Below are 18,396 nucleotides of genomic sequence, written 5' to 3' on the forward strand. Positions count from 1 at the left end.
GTCATCCCTTTCAGCTAAAATAGCTAAATTGGATATAATCCATTCCGCCCACATTGTCACCCACCAATAAAAAAAGGCCCACATCGCTGCGGGCCCTTTTCATTCTTCGATCCACCAAACACTACTCCGCCGCATCCCGGCGATCGTGCAGCCCGGCATCTTTGCTGACGACAAAGCGCTGGGTGCCATCGGCGGTTTCTTCGACGGCCATGCCGTCAAAGCCTGCCGGAGTAGCCGTGGCCGGCCGGCGGCGCATGCTGCGGATCCATTCGCCCGTGCCCTTGATCTGGCGCCAGAGAACGCTTGGCGCAGTGATCATCACCGGAACCATGATCAGCGTTAGGAGCGTCGAAAAGAAGAGGCCCGATACAAGCGCTGCCGAGAGGTGGATGAACCACGAACCCGCCAGACCACCCACCACGATTTCGCGGCGGATGAAGTCGAACTCGACGTTCGCCCACATCGGGATAACGCCAAGCGCCGTGAGGAACGCGGTCAACAACACCGGACGCACACGCTGCGCGACCGTCAACAACATGGCCTTCACCGGCTCGACATGCTGGTGGCGGTTATAGTCATTGTAGGTGTCGATCAGCACGATGCCGTTCTTCACCACAATGCCCGCCAGTGCCACGATGCCGAGACCAGTCATGATGGCCGAGAAGGTCATCCCCGTTGCCAGCATGCCCAGAAGCACACCCGCAACCGACATCACCACCGTCGAGAGCGTCACCATCACCTGGAAGAAGCTGTTATATTCGAGCAGCAGGATGAAGAAGATCAGCGCCATAGCCATGCCCATCGCCGTAACGATAAAGGCATTGGCATCGCCCATCTGCTCTTCGGCACCGCCAAAAGCGACATTGACGCTTTCAGGGAAGTTCTGCTCGCCGATCCACTTCTGCAGCTCTGCAACCTTATCGGCCGCATAGACGCCTTCGGGCAGGTTCACGAGCCCAGCCGCCACGTTCATCACATAGACCTGATTGCGGCGCTCGATATTGGCGACCTTGGGTACAGCCTTGCGGTCGATGAAATTCGAGACCGGGATCATGCCACCGGCGGTGGCGATGCGCATGGAATCGAGCGCGTCGAACGTGCGTTCGTCCTTGGGCAGACGAACGCGAATATCGAGTTCGTCGCCTTCCTCGTCACGATAGGTGCCGAGCTTCACGCCATTGGTGATGAGCTGCACATAGGGCACGAGCTCACGCACGCCGAGACCATATTTCCCCGCCTCTGCCCGATCGACAGTGATCTGCCAATCGATGCCGGGGGAAGGGCGGCCATCTTCGGCATCGACCACTTCCGGCCACGTAGAAAGGTGATTGCGGATCGCGGTCACCACAGGCACGAGGTCGTCGTAATTGGTGCTTTCCACCCGCAGGTTGATATCCTTGCCGGCCGGAGGTCCATTCTCGACCGCCAAAACCTGAACATCGAGCCCGGCAATGCCGGCAACGCGATTGCGGATATCGGCGAAAATCTGTTCCGCCTTGATACGCTGGTTCCAATTGGTGAGCTGGAGCTGGAAATTGCCGATCGTGTCAGGCGGCATGGTGCCGGCGGCGCCGGTCGTGCCAAATTGCATGATCACGTCTTGGATGCCATTGACCTGCAAGAGCTGGTCTTCGACCTCGATCAGCATGTCGCGCACTTCTTCGGGCGAATAGTTGCCCTGTCCAACCACGGCCACCGTTGCATATTCCGGTTCGGAAGCCGGGAAGGCTTCGGACCCGGTGGGATGCGTGGCATAGGTCACGAAGATCGCGACGATGATACCGAATCCGACGGCCAGTGTCGGCACTGGCCAGGAAATCAGCTTGTCCATCAACCGCACATAGAGCCCGGTCAGGCCCGACACCTTCTTGGTGTCGAACTTGTCGGGATACATGACGATATCGGCCTTGGCCTTTGCAACCGGATCGACATGGGTCGAAGCGATGACGGAGCCGATAACTGGCATGAAGATCAGCGCCGAAATGAACGAGGCGATCATGACGATGATCACGATCATCGGCAGATAGCTCATGAACTTGCCGATGATCCCAGGCCAGAAGAGGAGCGGAATGAATGCGCCAAGCGTCGTTGCCGTCGCGCCAACCACGGGCACGAACATCTTGCGCATGGCCATGATGAAGGCTTCCTTCTTCGGAACGCCCTCCATCAGTTTTCGCTCGGCATACTCGACGACCACGACAGGGTCGTCGACGAGCACGCCCACCGCGATCACGAGCCCGAACATCACCATCATATTGATGGTCATGCCCAGCATTTCGGCGACGAGAAAGGCCATCATGAACGAGAGCGGGATCGAAAGCCCGATCATCAGCGCAGGGCGCAGGCCAAGCGTTGCGATACAGGTGATCAGCACCAGCGCCACAGCGGTCAAAACAGCGGCTTCCAGCGAGCGGAAGAGATTGGTGGTCGTTTCAGCCTGATCGAGGAAGAAGCTGTAGCCAACCCCATTGCCCCAGCTCTTCGCCAGTTCGGCCGTCGTCGCGCGGATCTGGCTCGAGACGTCGATGATGTTCGTGCCGGCTTTCTTCGACACGCCCAGAATCTGCGCCGGCGAGCCGTTCACCTGGGTATATTCCGTGGCGTCGGCCAGCGTGCGCGTAATGGTTGCCACATCGCCGAAGGTGACGACGGTGTTGCCGTCGGTCTTGATCGGCAGATTGTAGACGTCCTCGGCATTGCTGATGAGGCCGGGCACTTCGATATTGAACGAGCCCTGTCCGGTGTTGAGCGTACCGCCAGGCACGACCATGTTGTTGCGCGATAGCGCGTCAAAGAGCTGGTTGGCCGTCAGGCCATAGGCTTCCAGACGGAGCAGGTCGATGCGGACCTCGAGCTGTTCCTTGCGCGCGCCCGAAAGCTTGACTTCGCGCACATCGCCCAGCGCTTCGAGCGCATCCTGCAATTGCTCGGCGCGGCGGTTGAGTTCCTTTTCAGGCGCCGTGCCATAGATAGCCACCGACATGACCGGGCCGATGAAATCGACCTCGCTCACGGTCGGATCGTCGGCGTCAGCGGGGAGCTTGGCCTTGATCGCGTCCATCTTGGCGCGCGTATCCTGCAGCGCCTGGTCCTTGTTGGTGTTGATGTCGAATTCGAGGATCACCGAAGCATGGCCGGTGGTCGAGGTCGACGAGATGTTCTGGAGGCCCGGCAGATTGGCCAGTTCCTCTTCGGCAGGCTTTGCCAAAAGGTTTTCCGCGTCGCGCGGTGAAACGCCGGTCTGGCTGATCGAGACGTAGAGATAGGGCACGTCGATGGCCGGGAAACTTTCCTTTGGCATGGAAAGATAGGCCGCCGTACCAGCCGTCAGGACAATCGCCATGACGGTGAGGACGACTCTGGGCATCCTCAAAATCTTTTCGATGAAGTCGAGCATGAAACTCGTCCTTAGCTGGCTACGGGTTCAGTCGGCGTAGTCGCCGCCGGGCTGGCCTTCACGGCCTGTCCGGCAGTCACACTTTCCTGGCCCACGGTAATCACCTCGGCCGTTACGGGCAGGCCTGTCACCCAGACGCCCTGGCGTGTGTCGCTCACGATCGTCACGGGATGGAAGGCAACAACGCCATTTTCCACCGTGCGCACGCCAAGCGTACCTTCGTCGTCGAGCGTCAGCACCGATTGCGGCAGCAGGTGTCCGGGCGCAGCGCCGAGATTGACCTTGGCTTCCGCCGTCACCCCGTCCTTGATGGCAAAGTCGGCATTCGGGATTTCAATTTCGACGGGGAAGGAGCGCGTCGCATTGTCGGCCTGCGACGCGATATAGGTCACCTTGCCCTCGACACTCTGGCCGGTCACGGTCGTGATCGTCGCTTCAAGCCCCACCTTGGCAAGGCCGATATGCTTTTCCGGAACCATGCCGGCAAAGACCATCGGGTCGAGCTGCACGATCGTGGCGCAAGCACCACCGGCATTGAGCATCGCACCAGCCGTCGCGACCGGGTCCTGCACGAGGCCGGCGACCTTGGCCGTAATTTCCGTGCGGTCAAGTTCCGCCTGCGCATTGTCGAGACCAGCAGCAGCCTGGCTCACGCCGGCCTTGGCCTGGGCAAGCGCCACATCGGCAGCATTGGCGGTGTTTGCAGCGGCAAGGCCACGCTGGCGAAGGTCGGCATTGGTATCGAAGTTGAGCTGCGCCTGGGCAAGCGCTGCATTGGCTTGATCGACGCCGGCCTGTGCCTGGGCAACGGCGGCGGCGCGCGTGCCCTGGTCGAGCGTGCAGAGCGCATCGCCCACATTGACGCGCTGGCCCTTAGTCACATGCACCGTATCGACGGTGCCGGCAGTTTCGGCAACGGCGGTGATGCTGGATTTGGCGATCGTGCGGCCGCGCAGCGGCACTTCGATCGGCATGGGCTGGGCGGTAAAGGTCTGGACCCGAACATCCGGCATCGGGGCATTGGCGCCAGTTGTCTCTTCATTGCGCTGGGCAATGGTCAGGGCAGGGTCGACTTCCGGCTCATGGTGTTCGGCCAGCAGCCCGGCATTGCCGAGCGCCGTAGCCACCGGACCATGTTCCTTGCCTTCGATCACCGAGACGATTGGCTTTTCGCCATTGCCCGGGCCGTTGCCGCCCATCACGAGCGTTCCGGTCGAAAGCCACGCGCCTGCACCCAGAAGGATCAGCAGCGCGAGCCCGTAGGAAAACAATGCACGCATAGAATAGTCGCCCCTTTTATTCCGCCGCGTCCTTGCGTTGCTCGGCTCGCGATAAAGTGATCAGTTCGTGCATATGGGTGCGCAAATAGCGTTCCGCAACATCCAATACTGCACGACCGTAATTGATGACCCAGCAATCAGCCGGGCTGCAGTTTCCGTCAGCTTCGCCCTGTTCGAGCCGCTGGCGGTCCTTTGCAATTCGCTCCAGATGCTCTTCGGCGCGTTGCGCCACCAAGTTCTGCGGCAAGATGCTGACAAACCGTGCCAGTAGGAGAAACGGACTGCGAAAAACGTCTTCCCCGATCGGGCCGGACAGGTCTTCGGCAAAAGCCTCGCGCCCGGTGTCGGTGATGGAATAGACCTTGCGCGCCGGCTTGCCGTCTTGCGGCACGATCCGGCTCGTCACGAGGCCATCCTCTTCGAGCTTTGCCAGTGCCGGATAGATCGACCCAAAACTGGCCTCGACGAAATAGGCGAACTCGCCTTCCGAGGCCATGCGGCGGATATCGTAGCCCGTGGCTTCGCCCTCATAGAGAACCGACAGGCAAAGCGTCCGCACGTTCATCAAGCACCCATCCTCCGGCCTATTCCGGTTCGATATATGCTCGGGCTATATATTGTCCAACCCCCTCACGGCAAGATTTACGAGGGAGGGCATCGCGCAGATCAGTTAAGCGTGTGTTGCATGTCCCCCAATGTTCCCCTGACAAAGTCTATAGGGACGGGACATTGCCGCAGTATTACGCAAGCAGCGTTCGCATTTTATCCGCTGCACGCTGTGCAAGCTCTAGGCTCGCCGCAGCAACGAAGTATGGATTCAGAAATCCCAGTGCGTGCTTGCCATAGCGCATTGGCGCGCCATCCAAGGTTACCACGGCGCCCCCCGCCGCTTCCAGTACCGCCTGGCCTGCCGCGGTGTCCCATTCGCAAGTTGGGGTAAAGCGCGGGTAAAGCTGCGCATCGCCCCGCGCCAGCAAACAGAATTTGAGCGACGATCCTACGGACACATCGCTCTCGACATCAAAACTCTCGCAGAGCTGTTCAAGCGCCGCATGGCCATGCGAGCGGCTGGCGACGATCCGCAAACGCGGCATAAAGCCGATGCTGATCGGCGCGCGCCCGGTCACGACGCCATCGACGATCTTCCCGGCCCACGCGCCATCCGCGTCACCGACGAAAATTTCGCCCGTTACCGGCGCCAGCACCACGCCCATTGTCGGCTTGCCATCTTCGACGAGCGCAATATTGACGGTGAATTCCCCGTTCCGCTTGATGAACTCCTTGGTTCCATCGAGCGGATCGACCACGAAATACCGGTCGCCCAGTTCGGGAATAATCCCCGCCGCAACGCTTTCTTCCCCGAGCACCGGCACCCCGGTCCCGGCCAAATGCGCAATGATGATCTTCTCGGCCGCCGCATCCGCCTCGGTCACCGGCGACCCGTCGGATTTTTTGACCGCATGGATCGGCCGCGCATAAACCTCGAGAATAACCTCTGCCGCCGCAATCGACGCCGTAACGGCAAGATCGGTCAGGCTCTGAGACGAAGCGGGCAGGGGATCGGACATAGGTGACACTTGCGCAAAGAATTCCGCCGTTCTCTACGCCTCTCCCGTCACGCTGACAATCTCGCCTCTTTCTCCTACACCCCAACAGCCACCACCTCTCCCTCTGGGGGAGAGGTCGACGCGCAGCGGCGGGTTGAGGGGGCCTTAACCCCCTACCGCAGCAAACTCTGCCCGCCATCGATCCAAAGCGGCGACCCCGTAATATGCTTTGAGGCATCCGAAACCAAAAACAACACCGCCTCGGCCACATCCTCAGCCTTGCCCGGCTTGCCATCGGTAATCGGAATATCCCCCTTCGGAAACTCCACGGGAATCTCCGTCTTTTCCGTACCGCGCTGCTCGGTATTATCGTCGATCTCGCTTTCGATCGCCCCTGGACAGATCGCATTCACCCGGATTTTCCGCGGTCCCAGTTCCAGCGCCAATTGCTGCGCCATCGCCACCTGCGCGGCCTTCGTCGCCGAATAAGCCGAAGCCCCCGGCGACGTAAACGTCCGCGTCCCGTTGATCGACGAAATGATCACGATCGCCCCGCCACCCGCCGCTTCGAGCTTCGGGACTGCATGATGGATCGTCAGATAGGTCCCGCGCAGATTGACCGTTATCGTCTTGTCCCACTCATCGGGCGTAATATCCTCGATCGGCGCCCACACGCCATTGATCCCGGCATTGGCCACCACGATGTCGAGGCTGCCAAACTTTTCGACGACGGTCTCGATGGCCTTCTTCATGTCGCCATCGCTCGAAGTATCGCCCGGAATGCTGATTGCCGTGCCGCCCGCCGCCTCGATTTCTGCCGCAACCTTATCGATTTCTTCCTTGGTCCGGCTCAAGACAGCCACCTTCGCGCCCGCCTTGGCCAAGCGCAGCGCCGTTGCCTTGCCCAGTCCCGAACCGGCTCCCGTCACCAGCGCCGCCTTGTTGCTCAGATCGTTCATGGTTCTCTCCTGTTCGAAAGCCAGAACGCAAAAAGGGCGCCAGGGTTGACCCCGACGCCCCAATCTCTCGTGACCCAAAACGCTTAGTGGCTGCCGCGCGTCGTATGATCCTGCTCGATAATGCCGTGGGTTAAGCTGCCCGTTGCCGGATAAAGCGGGATAAGGCAGGCCTGCAGCGCATGATAAATGTCGGGCTTGCCGACAAAGAGGTTGGAGGCCGGCGTCAGGTCTTCCGACAATTCACTCAGCCAGCCGCCGCGCGCATGGTCGATCACATGGTTCTCGGCATAGTCCCAGAGCTTGCGATACCAGGTCTGGAAATAGTCCTCATTGTCATGGGCCGAAATATAAGCCGCCGCGCCAATGGCTTCAGCCACCGGCCACCAGAGCTTTTCGCGGATCGCCGGCTTGTCGTCCCAGTCGAGCGTATAAAAAAAACCACCATGCACCTTGTCCCAGCCAAGGTCGATCGACTTGGTGAAGAGATTGCGTGCCGCATCGGTCATCCAGCTATGCTGCTTCTGCCCCAGCACCCAGAGCTGATAGAGCAGCCGTGACCATTCCAGCCAATGTCCAGGCGTCGTGCCGGACGGGCGGAACATTTCGTTCTCGTGCTTGTAATTCTTGTCGACGCCCCAGTTCTCGTCGAAATGCTCGGCCACCCGATGCCCCAGCGGCACGGCATTGTCGCGAATGATCCGCTGCGCGATCCGCTCGGCTTTCTTCAGATAATCCTTGTTGCCCGTCGCCTCATATGCCGCCATCAGCGCTTCGGTCAGGTGCATGTTCGAATTCTGCCCGCGATAGCCCGGCACTTCGACCCAGTCCGCGCTAAACTCCTCGCGCACAGCCCCGGCCTTGTCGTCCCAGAAGCGCCGCTCGATCACCTCGGTCACGTCGGCAATCACCTTGTCGGCCAGCGGATGCCCAACCAGCTTGGCGCTCGACCCGGCCAGCAACACGAACGCATGCCCATAGGCCTGCTTGACGCCGTCTTTGACACCATTGTCGTCGAGCGACCAGAAATAGCCCCCGCGCTCCGCATCGCGGTGCTTTTCCCAGAGATATGTCATCCCGTGGTCGATGATCTCGTCCGACCCCGGCCGCCCAATCAGGCTACCGACAACGGCGCAATGAATCATGCGTGTCGTCACATGGATTTGCCGCAGCCCATTGTCTACCCCGAGCGGAAAGCCCTCATCGTCGAGCTCGAAAAATCCGCCCTTGGGATTGATCGAGGCCGCCTCGAAAAAGTCGAACAGGTTGTTCGCCTGCCGCATTAGGTACTGACGGTGAAAAGGCCGCTTCTGCCAGGGGCTGGCATTGGTGCGGGGCAGGGAAAGGGTCGGCTCGCTCATCATATCTCCCCTCCGGCCATCACTGCCGGACGTTTCCGACGCTTCTACCGACATCATCGCAACGTTGCAATTTTTCAGTGTGCAGTCTTCTTTCTGCTCACCCCAATCACCGGCTCTCCCTCGCCCCTTGTGGGAGAGGGACAGATTTTCTGCGTTCAGCAGAAAATCAGGGTGAGGGGCTTCGAGCCGTCCTGCAGGGCAAATCATGCCAGTGGCATGATTTGAGGAGAGAAGGCCATGAGAGCTACGCTCGAATGGCATCCTCCGCAGCGGGAGGGCCATCACCCCTTGGCATACCACCCCTCAACCCGCTTCACTTCCTCCGCCGACCCCAAAATCACCGGCACTCGCTGATGAATCCCTGTCGGCACAATGTCCAAAATCCCTTGCGTTCCCGTCGTCGAACGCCCACCGGCCCCCTCGACCAGCCAAGCCATCGGGTTCGCCTCATAAAGTAACCGCAGGCGCCCACCCTTGCTCACGGTCTCGCTGTCGAGCGGATAAAGAAAAATCCCGCCGCGCATGAGGATGCGGTGGATATCGGCCACCATCGACCCCACCCAGCGCATATTGTAGCGCTTGCCGGCCGGCCCCGTTTCGCCCGCCACATTTTCCTTCACATAGCCCGTCGTCGCCGCATCCCAAAACCGCTCGCGCGCCGTATTGATCGCGAATTCGCCCGAAGCCTCCGGCACCTTCGCCGCCGCCACCGTCTGCAGCCATCCGCCTGCAGCACTGAGCGTAAACACCGAGACGTCGCCCTTGATCCGGATGACCAAGCTCGTCGCCGGCCCATACGCCACATATCCCGCCGCCGCCTGCGCCTTGCCCTGCTGCAACAGTCCGCCCGAACTCGGCAACACCGAGAAGATCGTGCCCACAGTGACATTCACATCGAGATTGGAGGACCCATCGAGCGGATCGGTCGCCACCAGATAAGCGCCCCCTTCCGCCAGATGCACGGCCTCATCCAGCTCCTCCGAAATCAACACAGCCACCGCCGCATTACCCGTCAAATGCTTGAGCACGACATCATTGGAAATGACATCGAGCGCCTTCTGCGCTTCGCCCTGCACATTGGTATGGCCCGCCAGCCCCGTCTGCCCGGCAATCGGCGCCTCCCGCAAAACCCCCGAAAGCTCCGCACTCGCCGCCGCCATGCTCAAAACCACCGAAGCCAGCGCCGCATCATCCGTCTCAGTCTCAAGCCATTGGGCAAGCGTGGTCATAGGCAACTCCATTTGATCGCAGATACCATGGCGATCGAGCGAACCGACACAAGAGAGACTTTTGGGTGACTTGAGAGATGCCTTGCGCGGACCTTCCCTCGCCCCTTGTGGGAGAGGGACAGGAATTTCTTCGTTTAGAAGAAATTCCAGGGTGAGGGGTATCCATCCTCCGCATAGGAGCTAGGAGCGAGCCAGCAGGAATACCCCTCATCCGGCGCTTCGCGCCACCTTCTCCCTCAAGGGGAGAAGGAAGGTAAGCTCTTGGGTCTATATTTGTTTCTGACCGCCAGAACTTCCTCTTCAGAGGCAAAGTTACCGTTATCGGCGTCCTTCAGCCCTGCCTCAGCCTGGGCGATAAAATGCTCCTGCCATTCGAGCGACAGTCCGTGCTCCAGTGCATCCGCAACGATTTGTGAAGGCGTCAGGTTTGACCGCATCGCAATTGCTTGGACGCGATCCTGCATTGGTTCAGGGATATCGATGGTCAGAGTCATGCTCAAAATATGCGCCTTCCAACGCCAAAAATAAAGCACCTACCCCTCCCGCGCCAAATCCCCCAGCAACCCTGCCGCCACGCTCAGCCGCGACACCGTCGCCGCGCCGCCGGTCAGCTCCGTGACCGCCTTCACCGTCCGCGCGATGCCCGCATCGTGCTTGGCCCGCCACGCATCGATATCCCCCGCCGCCAACACGTCCGCTGTCAAATCCCGCACCGCGCGCATCAGGTTCGCTAGTGCCCGATCAAGGGCCATGCGGTCGAACCGATCGCTGAGCGCAATCGCGCGTCCTTCCTCGACGATACGGAAGAAATCGAATAGCCCCGCCACCCCGAAGAAGGCCCGTGCCGCCTCGTCATGTTCGACCCCGGCGCGCTCGGCGACCAGCACCACGTCGCTTGCAAAACTGAGCACCGGCATCTGCCCGATCCGCCGCGCCAGGTCCTTGGCGACCCCATGGCTGATCAGCCCATTGACCCGCGCCGAAAGCGCCTCGCGCTCCTTGGCCGGCAGCAGCGTGTCGACTTCGCTCCGCAGCGTCTCGACCCCGGCCTGATGCCGCCGCACGAGATCGGCGATGTCGCTCCCCGCCACATTGCCATTGCGCAGGAACCACAGCGTTTCGCGCCGCAGCAGCGCCTCGACCTGCGCATAAAGGGCCAGTTGCACACTGCCCGGCACCACGGTGTCGAGCGCGTCAATCGCGGCATTGAGCTCGGTCAGCCGATAAATATCGCGCACCGCCGCATAGGCCAGCGCCACATCGCCGGCACTCGCGCTCGTCCCCGCCGTCAGCTCCGACACATAAGCCGGACCCCCGCGATTGATCATCGCATTGGCCAGCACCGTTGCGATCACCTCGCGCTTCAGCCGATGTCCCTCGACTGCCTCTGGATAGGCCCCGTGCAGCGTCTGCGGGAAATAGCGGAAGAGTTCATTGGCAAGATAAGGCGCATCGACCGCCGTACTGGCCATCAAGTCATCGAACAGCGACAGCTTGGCATAGGCAAGGATCACCGCCAGTTCCGGCCGCGTCAGCGCCTTGCCTTGCGCTGCCCGCGCATCGAGCACCGCATCGCTCGGCAGGAATTCCACCGCCCGATCGAGCCGACCACGTTCCTCCAGCGTCTCGATCAGCCCGCGATGATCCGGCAGTTCCGCCGTTCCCGCGCGCTCAGCCAGCGATAGCGCCAGGGTCTGCAGATAGTTGTTCCGCAAACAGAGCGCCGCCACTTCATCGGTCATGGTCGCCAGAAATGCATTCCGCGCCTGTTCGCCCAGCGCGCCAGAAGCGACAACCGGCGCCAGCGCAATCTTGATATTGACCTCGAGGTCAGACGAATTCACGCCAGCCGAATTGTCGATGGCATCGGTATTGATCCGCCCGCCATTGAGCGCGAAAGCAATGCGCCCCCGCTGCGTGACGCCGAGATTAGCGCCTTCGCCGACCACTTTCGCGCGCACCTCGCCCGCCGTCACCCGGATCGCGTCATTGGCGCGGTCGCCCGCGGCCGCATCGTCTTCTTCTGCCGCACGGATATAGGTGCCGATGCCGCCAAACCACAGCAAATCCACCTGCGCCGTCAAAATCGCGCGCATCACCTCGGCCGGCGTCGCCGTCGCCTTTTTGAGCCCCAGCAGCGCCTGCATTTCCTCGGTCAGCGCAATCACCTTGAGGCTGCGCGAGAAAACCCCGCCTCCAGCCGAAATCAGGCTCTTGTCATAATCCTGCCAGCTCGACCGAGGCAGGGCAAAGAGCCGCTGCCGCTCGGCAAAACTTTTCGCCGCATCGGGCTCCGGATCGATGAAGATATCGCGGTGGTCGAACGCCGCCCTGAGCCGAATTTCCGGCGATAGCAACATGCCATTGCCAAAGACGTCCCCGCTCATATCGCCAACTCCAACGACGCTGAACGCCTCGCGCTGAATATCGCGGTTCATCTCGCGGAAGTGCCGCTTCACTGCCTCCCAGCCGCCCCGCGCGGTAATGCCCATCTTCTTGTGGTCATAGCCAACCGATCCACCCGAGGCGAAGGCATCGCCGAGCCAGAAGCCGCGCCCTAAGGCGATGGCATTGGCCGTATCGGAAAAACTCGCCGTGCCCTTGTCGGCCGCGACGACGAGGTAGGGATCGTCCCCATCCCGCCGCATCGTTTCGGCCGGCGGCACGACAGCGCCCTCGATCAGATTGTCGGTGACATCGAGCAGCGCGCCGATGAAAATCTTGTAGCTCTCGGTCCCCTCGGCCATGAAAGCCTCGCGCGCCATGCCGGTCACGAGCCTCTTGGGCACGAACCCGCCCTTGGCGCCGACTGGCACGATCACCGCATTCTTGACCTGCTGCGCCTTGACCAGCCCTAGCACTTCCGTGCGGAAATCCTCCGGTCGGTCCGACCAGCGAATGCCGCCACGCGCGATGGCGCCAAAGCGCAGATGCACGCCCTCGACGCGCGGCGAATAGACCGAAATTTCGCGATAGGGTCGCGGCGCCACCATGCCGGCGACGGCAGCGGAATCAAACTTGATCGCCAGCGCCGGTCGCCGCGCACCGCTTTCGTCGCGCTGAAACGCATTGGTCCGCAGCGAAGCATCCATCAGGTTCAAGAACCGCCGGATGATCGTGTCCTCGTCGAGCGAACTCGTCGCCTCGAGCTGCGCAGCGATTGTGTCGCGCGCCGCCGCCTCTGCCATGCCGCGGCTTTCGAGCTTCGGATCGTGCAGCGCCGCAAAGAGCGTCACCAGCGCCTTGGCCGCCTCCGCCTGCGTCACCAGCACCTGCGCGATATAGCGCTGCGAATAGGAAATCCCGATCTGCCGCAGATAGCGCGAAAGCGCGCGCAACAACGCCGCCTCGGTCCAGTCGAGCCCAGCCTGGGTCACCAGCGTATTGATCTGGTCGCTTTCCGCCAGCCCTGCCCAGACCGCAAGCAGTCCCTCCTCGATCGCCTTGCCGCGCAGCGCGACATTGAGCTCACCGCCCGAGGCCGGCGCCAGAACCATGTCGTGAATAAACCGCTCGACCCCGTCCCGCGGCACGACGGTATAGGTCCGCTCGTCGATCACCTTGAACCCAAAGTGCTCGAGCATGGGCACGCGATCGCTCAGCGCAATCGCCCCGCCCTTGGAATAGAATTTGAGCCCCAACGCCCCTTCCGCGCCTTCGCGCGTCCTGAGCTTCAAGCCAATCTGCCCCTCGGTCAGCGCCCGCAAGGCGGCAATATCAGCCAGCGCATCCTCGGCCGTATTGCGCGATTGATAGGCCTGCGAAAAGGCCGAACGATAGTCGCTGATCTCGGCCGGCTCTGTCGCCTGCGCCTGCAAGAGGTCTGAAAAATCCTGCGTCAGCGCCTCTACCCGCGCTTCGAGCACAGTGCGCGTCGGCTTCGGCGTCGGCCCGCTCAGGCGCCCGATGATCACATGCAGCCGGACCAGCTCGCCCTCAGGAAAATGCGGATAATAGGCCGAAACGCGCCCGTCGTAGACCTCGGCGAGATAGCGCGTGATCCGCGCCCGCACGTCCCCGTCATAACGATCGCGCGGCACGAAAACCAAGATCGAGACGAAATTGTCGAACCGGTCGATGCGCGGCAAGACGCGCACTCGTGGCCGGTCATAAAGCCCCGCAATTGCCTCGGCAAATTCGGCCAATTGCGCGATGTCGATCTGAAACATCTCGTCGCGCGGATAAGAATCGAGCGCGCTGAGCAGCGCCCGTCCGGCATGGCCCAGCGGGTCGAGCCCGCTCTTGCGCATCACCTCGGCAATCTTGCGCCGGATGATCGGTACCTCGGTATGCGGCGTCGCCAGCGCCTGCGCCGTAAAGAGCCCCACAATGCGCAATTCCCCGCGCACCGCGCCGTCGGCGCCGTAAATCTTGACCCCCACATAGTCCATGTGCTGCCGCCGATGCACGCGCGAGCGCACATTGGCCTTGGTCACCAGCAGCGGTTCGGCGGTCTGCAAAAACGCCACGAGTTCGGGCGTTGAATCCACGTAAATCTGCCCGTTGCGCAGCACTTTGAGGGTCTCATCGCGCCAGAGCCCCAGCCCGGTCCCGGCCATGGGCACCAGTTCCGCGCCCTCGAGGCGGTATTCCTGCACGCCCAAAAACGTAAAGTTATGCTCGGTCAGCCATTCGAGAAACCGCGCCGGTTCATCGCGCAGCGCCGGCTTGACGCCATTGAGCCCGGTCATCGCCTGCCGCACCCGGTCGAGCATTGCCCGCCAATCGACAACCGCCCGCGATACATCGGTGAGCGTCGCCCGGATTTCCTCCTTAAGCGCCGCAAGGTCCGCCACCGGTTCGCTAAGGATATGGAGCACGCTGATCGCCGCGCCCCCGGTCTCGACCACCTGCGCCTGGTTCACATGTACCACGGGGTGGGCAAAAAGCCGGATCGTCCCGCCCATCGCCCGCAAGGCGGCCAAGGTGGAATCGACGATAAACGGCATATCGGGCGAGATCACATCCATCGCGAGCAGTTCGCCCGGCGCCGTCGGCGGCGTCATCTGGATGCGCGTTTCCTGTAGCGGCCCGAAAATCGCCGCCGCATGGCTCCGCTTCAATCCGGCCAGGAACGTTTCCGGCGTTTGCCGCGCCAGGTCGTCGGGATCGGTCGCCTTGATCGCCGCCACCAGGAACCGGGCAAGGCTCGCATCGCCCGCTGCCAGTGCCTTTGCAGCCTCGATAAAGCTCCAGATCCGCTCGTCCGTCATACGCCGCTCCTACCGTTATTCGCGCCCACTCTATCAGCCAAAGTGAGTCTGTCTGCCTTCCTGCGTCACGCCTCGGACAGGAGCGTGACGGTAGACTCTTTTCATCAAACCGTCACAACGAGGCAAAGCGTTTCCACCGCAGGCCTTCCGGCATACGGTTTACAGCTTGTTAATCTCGATTAGTCTGGTAGTCTTTGGGTCATAGCTCGTGAGGCCGCCATGACCAACGTCCAGCTCTATGTCTCCTACGCCGCTCTCGCCGCCGCCCTTATCCTTGGCTTCGTCGTCACCGCCCACGGCGGCCCGCTCTTCTTGTAATTAGAACTTTGCCATTTACGGCGTCATCCCGCGAAAGCGGGAAGCCATTGCAAAAATCAGTGCACGCTCGCCGGCGTCACCGGGCTGCCCTCGCTCCCGATCTTCGGCCCCTCCCAAAACACCACATAAAGCAGCTCCTCGCCGCCCGCATCGGTGATTTCGATGGTCCGCGGCAGCTTGGTTTCGCCGCCTTGCCCCGCCAATCGCTCGATTATCGCCTTGCCGATTTCCGCCGCCTGCGTTTCCGCAGCGTCGAGATCGGCGAGTTCGCTGCCCGCTTCGTCGCGGATCAGTTCCTCATCGGTGCGATAGTGGAAAAAGTAACGTGGCAAGACCGCCTCCTCAGCGCCGGCACTGGAGGAAAACGTCTCGCCTCCAGCGCGGTTCAACCTGAATCGGGAAAACGCTGTCAGTGTGGCACTTTGGACCGCTTCAGTCCAATTCCGTCAACGCATGATAATCGTGCCGCTGCCACAAAAGCGGCTGCCGGCTCTCATGCGTCTCGACATCGACGATGGCCCCGGCAAACAGCACATGCGTCCCCGTTGCGATCGAGCCGATCACTTCGCAATCGAGCACCGTCATCGCCCCGTCGAGCTGCGGATGCCCCGATGGCCATTGGTGCCAGGTCCCAAGCATAAACCGCTCCGCCTGCGCCACCTTGCCGGCAAAGGCATTCGCAATCTCGTCCTGCCCCGCTGCCAGCATCGAGAGCGAAAAGCCACCGGTTTTGGCGATCAAGTCTGCCAGCCGGCTCATGATATCGATCGAAATCAGGATCGCCGGCGGCGTCGCTGAAAGCGACATCACAGCAGTAACTGTCCGCCCAACCCGCTCCTCGCCTCGCCGCGCCGTTACCACCGAGACACTGGCCGCCATCGACGCCATGGCGCTGCGGAACTCGGCCGAACCAACCATCGGCCGTCGCGTCGGCCGCAGCGTCATGCTCTCAGGCAATTCAAAATCAGGCATCACGCTACTCGGAAGTGTCGATGGTTGCGGGTCAGTCGATTTCACCGCGTCATTCCCGCGAAAGCGGGAATCCCTTTTGGTAAGCGAGATCCCCGCTTTCGCGGGGATGACGCTGCGTAGGGGTGTTAGCCCAAATTGGCTTCGGCAAACTCATAGTTCGCGAGCTTGTCGAGGAAGTTCGTCACATAATCCGGGCGACGATTGCGGAAGTCGACATAGTAGGAGTGTTCCCAAACATCGAGGCCCAGCAGCGGCTTGCCTTCGCCAGTCGCGAGCGGGTTCGAGCCATTCGCCGTCTTGGTCGCTTTGAGCTTGCCGTCATTGCCGAGCACGAGCCAGGCCCAGCCCGAACCGAACTGCGTGGTCGCCGCGGTCTTGAACGCGTCCTTGAACGCATCGACCGACCCGAAGTCTTGCGTGATCTTGGCTTCGAGCTTGCCCGGCAGTTTGCCGCCGGTGGGGGAAAGCGCGTTCCAGAAGTGGATGTGGTTCCAGTGCTGGCCGGCATTGTTGAAAACAGGCGCGAGGTCTGCCTTGTCCTTGGCAAAGAGCACGATTTCTTCGAGGCTCTTGCCCTGCAGATCCGGGTTCTTTTCCACAAAGCCGTTGAGCGCGGTCACATAGGCCTGGTGGTGCTTGCCGTGGTGCAGTTCCAGCGTTTCCTGGCTCATGCCGGCATTGGCAAGGGCATTGGTCGAATAGGGCAGGGTGGGCAGTTCGAAGGCCATTTGAGGCTCCTTTTGCATTGTGCATCGGGAAAATCGAAGCACCTCGCTTGAGGTTCCTTCCGGCCCGGCTTGCCATCTGCGGCTAACCGGACTATTTTCCAAGCAATGACTTTGAAAACCCTTCCGCCAAATATGTCAAGTTCAGACTTGGAAAATCCGGCCTGGTCCCCCCGCAGCCCGCGCGAGCGGGTGCTGATGGCGCTCAAGATGCGCTCGGGCCTGTCGTCCGGCGCCATCGGCCAGGAGTTGGGGATCACCGGCGAAGCTGCCCGCCAGCAATTGCTGCGCCTCGCCCAAGAAGGCCTGGTGGAAGCCATGGCGTCGTCGACCGGCGTCGGCCGTCCGACCCAGCTTTGGTCCCTGACCCCCGCCGCCCAGTCGCGCTTCCCCGATACGCACGCGGCTCTCACCGTCCAGCTCCTCGAACTCGTCGAAACCACCCTTGGCCCCAACGCGCTCGATGCCGTCATCACCGCCCGCGAAACCCTCACCCGCGAGGCCTACGAAGCCGCCGTCGCCGATAAAACCGACCTCAAATCCCGCACCGCCGCGCTCGTCGATCTCCGCACACGCGAAGGCTATATGGCCGAGTGGCGCGAAGAGCCCGATGGCTCGCTCCTCCTCATCGAAAACCATTGCCCGATCTGCGCCGCCGCCACTGCCTGCCAGGGCTTTTGCCGCGCTGAGCTCGATGTCTTCCGCTCGATTCTCGGCCCCGAAGCCCAGATCGAGCGCGAGGAACATATCGTCAGCGGTGGCCGCCGCTGCTCCTATCGCATCACGTCCGAGACCGTCTCATGACCGATCCCCGCCCACCCGCCGGCACGCGCCTTCACCGCATCGGCTGGGATACGCCCGAGGGGCTCGACGAAGCCATGATCGCCCGCGTGGTCGTGAGCTTTTATGCCGCCGCCCGCCGCGATCCGGTCATCGGCCCTGTCTTTAATCGCGTCATCCCCGAAGCCCACTGGCCTGCCCATATCGCAACGATCACCGATTTCTGGAGCTCCATGCTCCTCGGCACCGGCAAATATGGCGGCCGGCCCATGCCCAAGCACATGGCCATCCCCGAACTCAGCGATGCCCATTTCATGCGCTGGCTCCGCCTCTTCCGCGAAACCGTCGACGCCCTCTGCCCGCCCGACATCGCCGCCCTTTTCACCGAGCGCTCCGAACGCATCGGCAACTCCTTCCGCATGAACATCGCCATGCGCCGCGGCGAAGACATCACCCATATGGGCCCGCTCAAACGCGAAGCCGACACGGCCGTCTGGAAGCCTGAATAGGTCTATCCACCGCCGTGAACCCGCCCTGATCTCGCGAGATTTTCCCGCGGCAGCAGACTGACAACCCGCAAATGAAACCGAGGATGGTTTCAGGAACATCGCCATGTGC

At 61.6% G+C, this 18,396-nt stretch carries 14 protein-coding genes; 2 read left to right on the plus strand and 12 right to left on the minus strand.

Translation table 11 applies throughout. The features are described 5' to 3' along the window. Positions 1 to 121: 121 nt before the first annotated feature. From ASG47_RS07220 to ASG47_RS07275, 12 genes are all read right to left on the minus strand, one after another. Positions 122 to 3,397: an efflux RND transporter permease subunit gene (locus tag ASG47_RS07220; RefSeq protein ID WP_061908032.1), complete on the minus strand. Its 3,276-nt coding sequence runs from the start codon at positions 3,395 to 3,397 to the stop codon at positions 122 to 124. A gap of 11 nt (positions 3,398 to 3,408) precedes the next feature. Then, positions 3,409 to 4,677: an efflux RND transporter periplasmic adaptor subunit gene (locus ASG47_RS07225; protein ID WP_061908033.1), complete on the minus strand. Its 1,269-nt coding sequence runs from the start codon at positions 4,675 to 4,677 to the stop codon at positions 3,409 to 3,411. 16 nt (positions 4,678 to 4,693) lie between these two features. Continuing rightward, complete coding sequence (locus tag ASG47_RS07230) at positions 4,694 to 5,242, minus strand: PadR family transcriptional regulator (RefSeq protein ID WP_061908034.1); 549 nt, start codon at positions 5,240 to 5,242, stop codon at positions 4,694 to 4,696. A 175-nt stretch (positions 5,243 to 5,417) separates the two neighbouring features. Then, positions 5,418 to 6,245: a 3'(2'),5'-bisphosphate nucleotidase CysQ gene (gene cysQ / locus ASG47_RS07235; protein WP_061908035.1), complete on the minus strand. Its 828-nt coding sequence runs from the start codon at positions 6,243 to 6,245 to the stop codon at positions 5,418 to 5,420. A gap of 152 nt (positions 6,246 to 6,397) precedes the next feature. Further along, a complete protein-coding gene (locus ASG47_RS07240) occupies positions 6,398 to 7,183 on the minus strand; it encodes an SDR family oxidoreductase (protein ID WP_061908036.1) in 786 nt (261 codons plus the stop codon). Positions 7,184 to 7,266: 83 nt separating this feature from the next. Further along, positions 7,267 to 8,544: an AGE family epimerase/isomerase gene (locus ASG47_RS07245; RefSeq protein ID WP_082511620.1), complete on the minus strand. Its 1,278-nt coding sequence runs from the start codon at positions 8,542 to 8,544 to the stop codon at positions 7,267 to 7,269. A 278-nt stretch (positions 8,545 to 8,822) separates the two neighbouring features. Continuing rightward, positions 8,823 to 9,770: a class 1 fructose-bisphosphatase gene (locus ASG47_RS07250; protein ID WP_061908037.1), complete on the minus strand. Its 948-nt coding sequence runs from the start codon at positions 9,768 to 9,770 to the stop codon at positions 8,823 to 8,825. Positions 9,771 to 10,006: 236 nt separating this feature from the next. Continuing rightward, the gene (locus ASG47_RS07255) at positions 10,007 to 10,303 is read right to left on the minus strand and encodes a transcriptional regulator (RefSeq protein ID WP_244487050.1); all 297 of its coding nucleotides are present in this window, start codon (positions 10,301 to 10,303) and stop codon (positions 10,007 to 10,009) included. Then, positions 10,304 to 14,983 (minus strand): NAD-glutamate dehydrogenase, encoded by a 4,680-nt coding sequence (locus ASG47_RS07260; RefSeq protein ID WP_061908038.1) that lies wholly within the window; start codon positions 14,981 to 14,983, stop codon positions 10,304 to 10,306. Positions 14,984 to 15,357: 374 nt separating this feature from the next. Beyond that, the gene (locus ASG47_RS07265; RefSeq protein WP_061908039.1) at positions 15,358 to 15,633 is read right to left on the minus strand and encodes a DUF6894 family protein; all 276 of its coding nucleotides are present in this window, start codon (positions 15,631 to 15,633) and stop codon (positions 15,358 to 15,360) included. 100 nt (positions 15,634 to 15,733) lie between these two features. Continuing rightward, positions 15,734 to 16,273, minus strand: a complete 540-nt coding sequence (locus tag ASG47_RS07270; protein ID WP_244487051.1) for a flavin reductase family protein — start codon at positions 16,271 to 16,273, stop codon at positions 15,734 to 15,736. Positions 16,274 to 16,398: 125 nt separating this feature from the next. After that, positions 16,399 to 17,001 carry a superoxide dismutase gene (locus tag ASG47_RS07275; protein ID WP_061908040.1) on the minus strand — a complete coding sequence of 201 codons (603 nt, stop codon included), beginning with the start codon at positions 16,999 to 17,001 and terminating at the stop codon, positions 16,399 to 16,401. 195 nt (positions 17,002 to 17,196) lie between these two features. Between ASG47_RS07275 and ASG47_RS07280 the strand changes: the two genes are divergently transcribed. Beyond that, positions 17,197 to 17,802, plus strand: a complete 606-nt coding sequence (locus tag ASG47_RS07280; RefSeq protein WP_244487052.1) for a helix-turn-helix transcriptional regulator — start codon at positions 17,197 to 17,199, stop codon at positions 17,800 to 17,802. Then, entirely contained in the window at positions 17,799 to 18,287 is a 489-nt protein-coding gene (locus ASG47_RS07285; protein WP_061908042.1) for a group III truncated hemoglobin, read from the plus strand. Before ASG47_RS07280 ends, ASG47_RS07285 begins: the two co-directional genes overlap by 4 nt. The last annotated feature ends 109 nt before the right edge of the window (positions 18,288 to 18,396 follow it).

The sequence above is a fragment of the Devosia sp. Leaf420 genome (genome assembly GCF_001425445.1).
Taxonomy (GTDB): Bacteria; Pseudomonadota; Alphaproteobacteria; order Rhizobiales; family Devosiaceae; genus Devosia.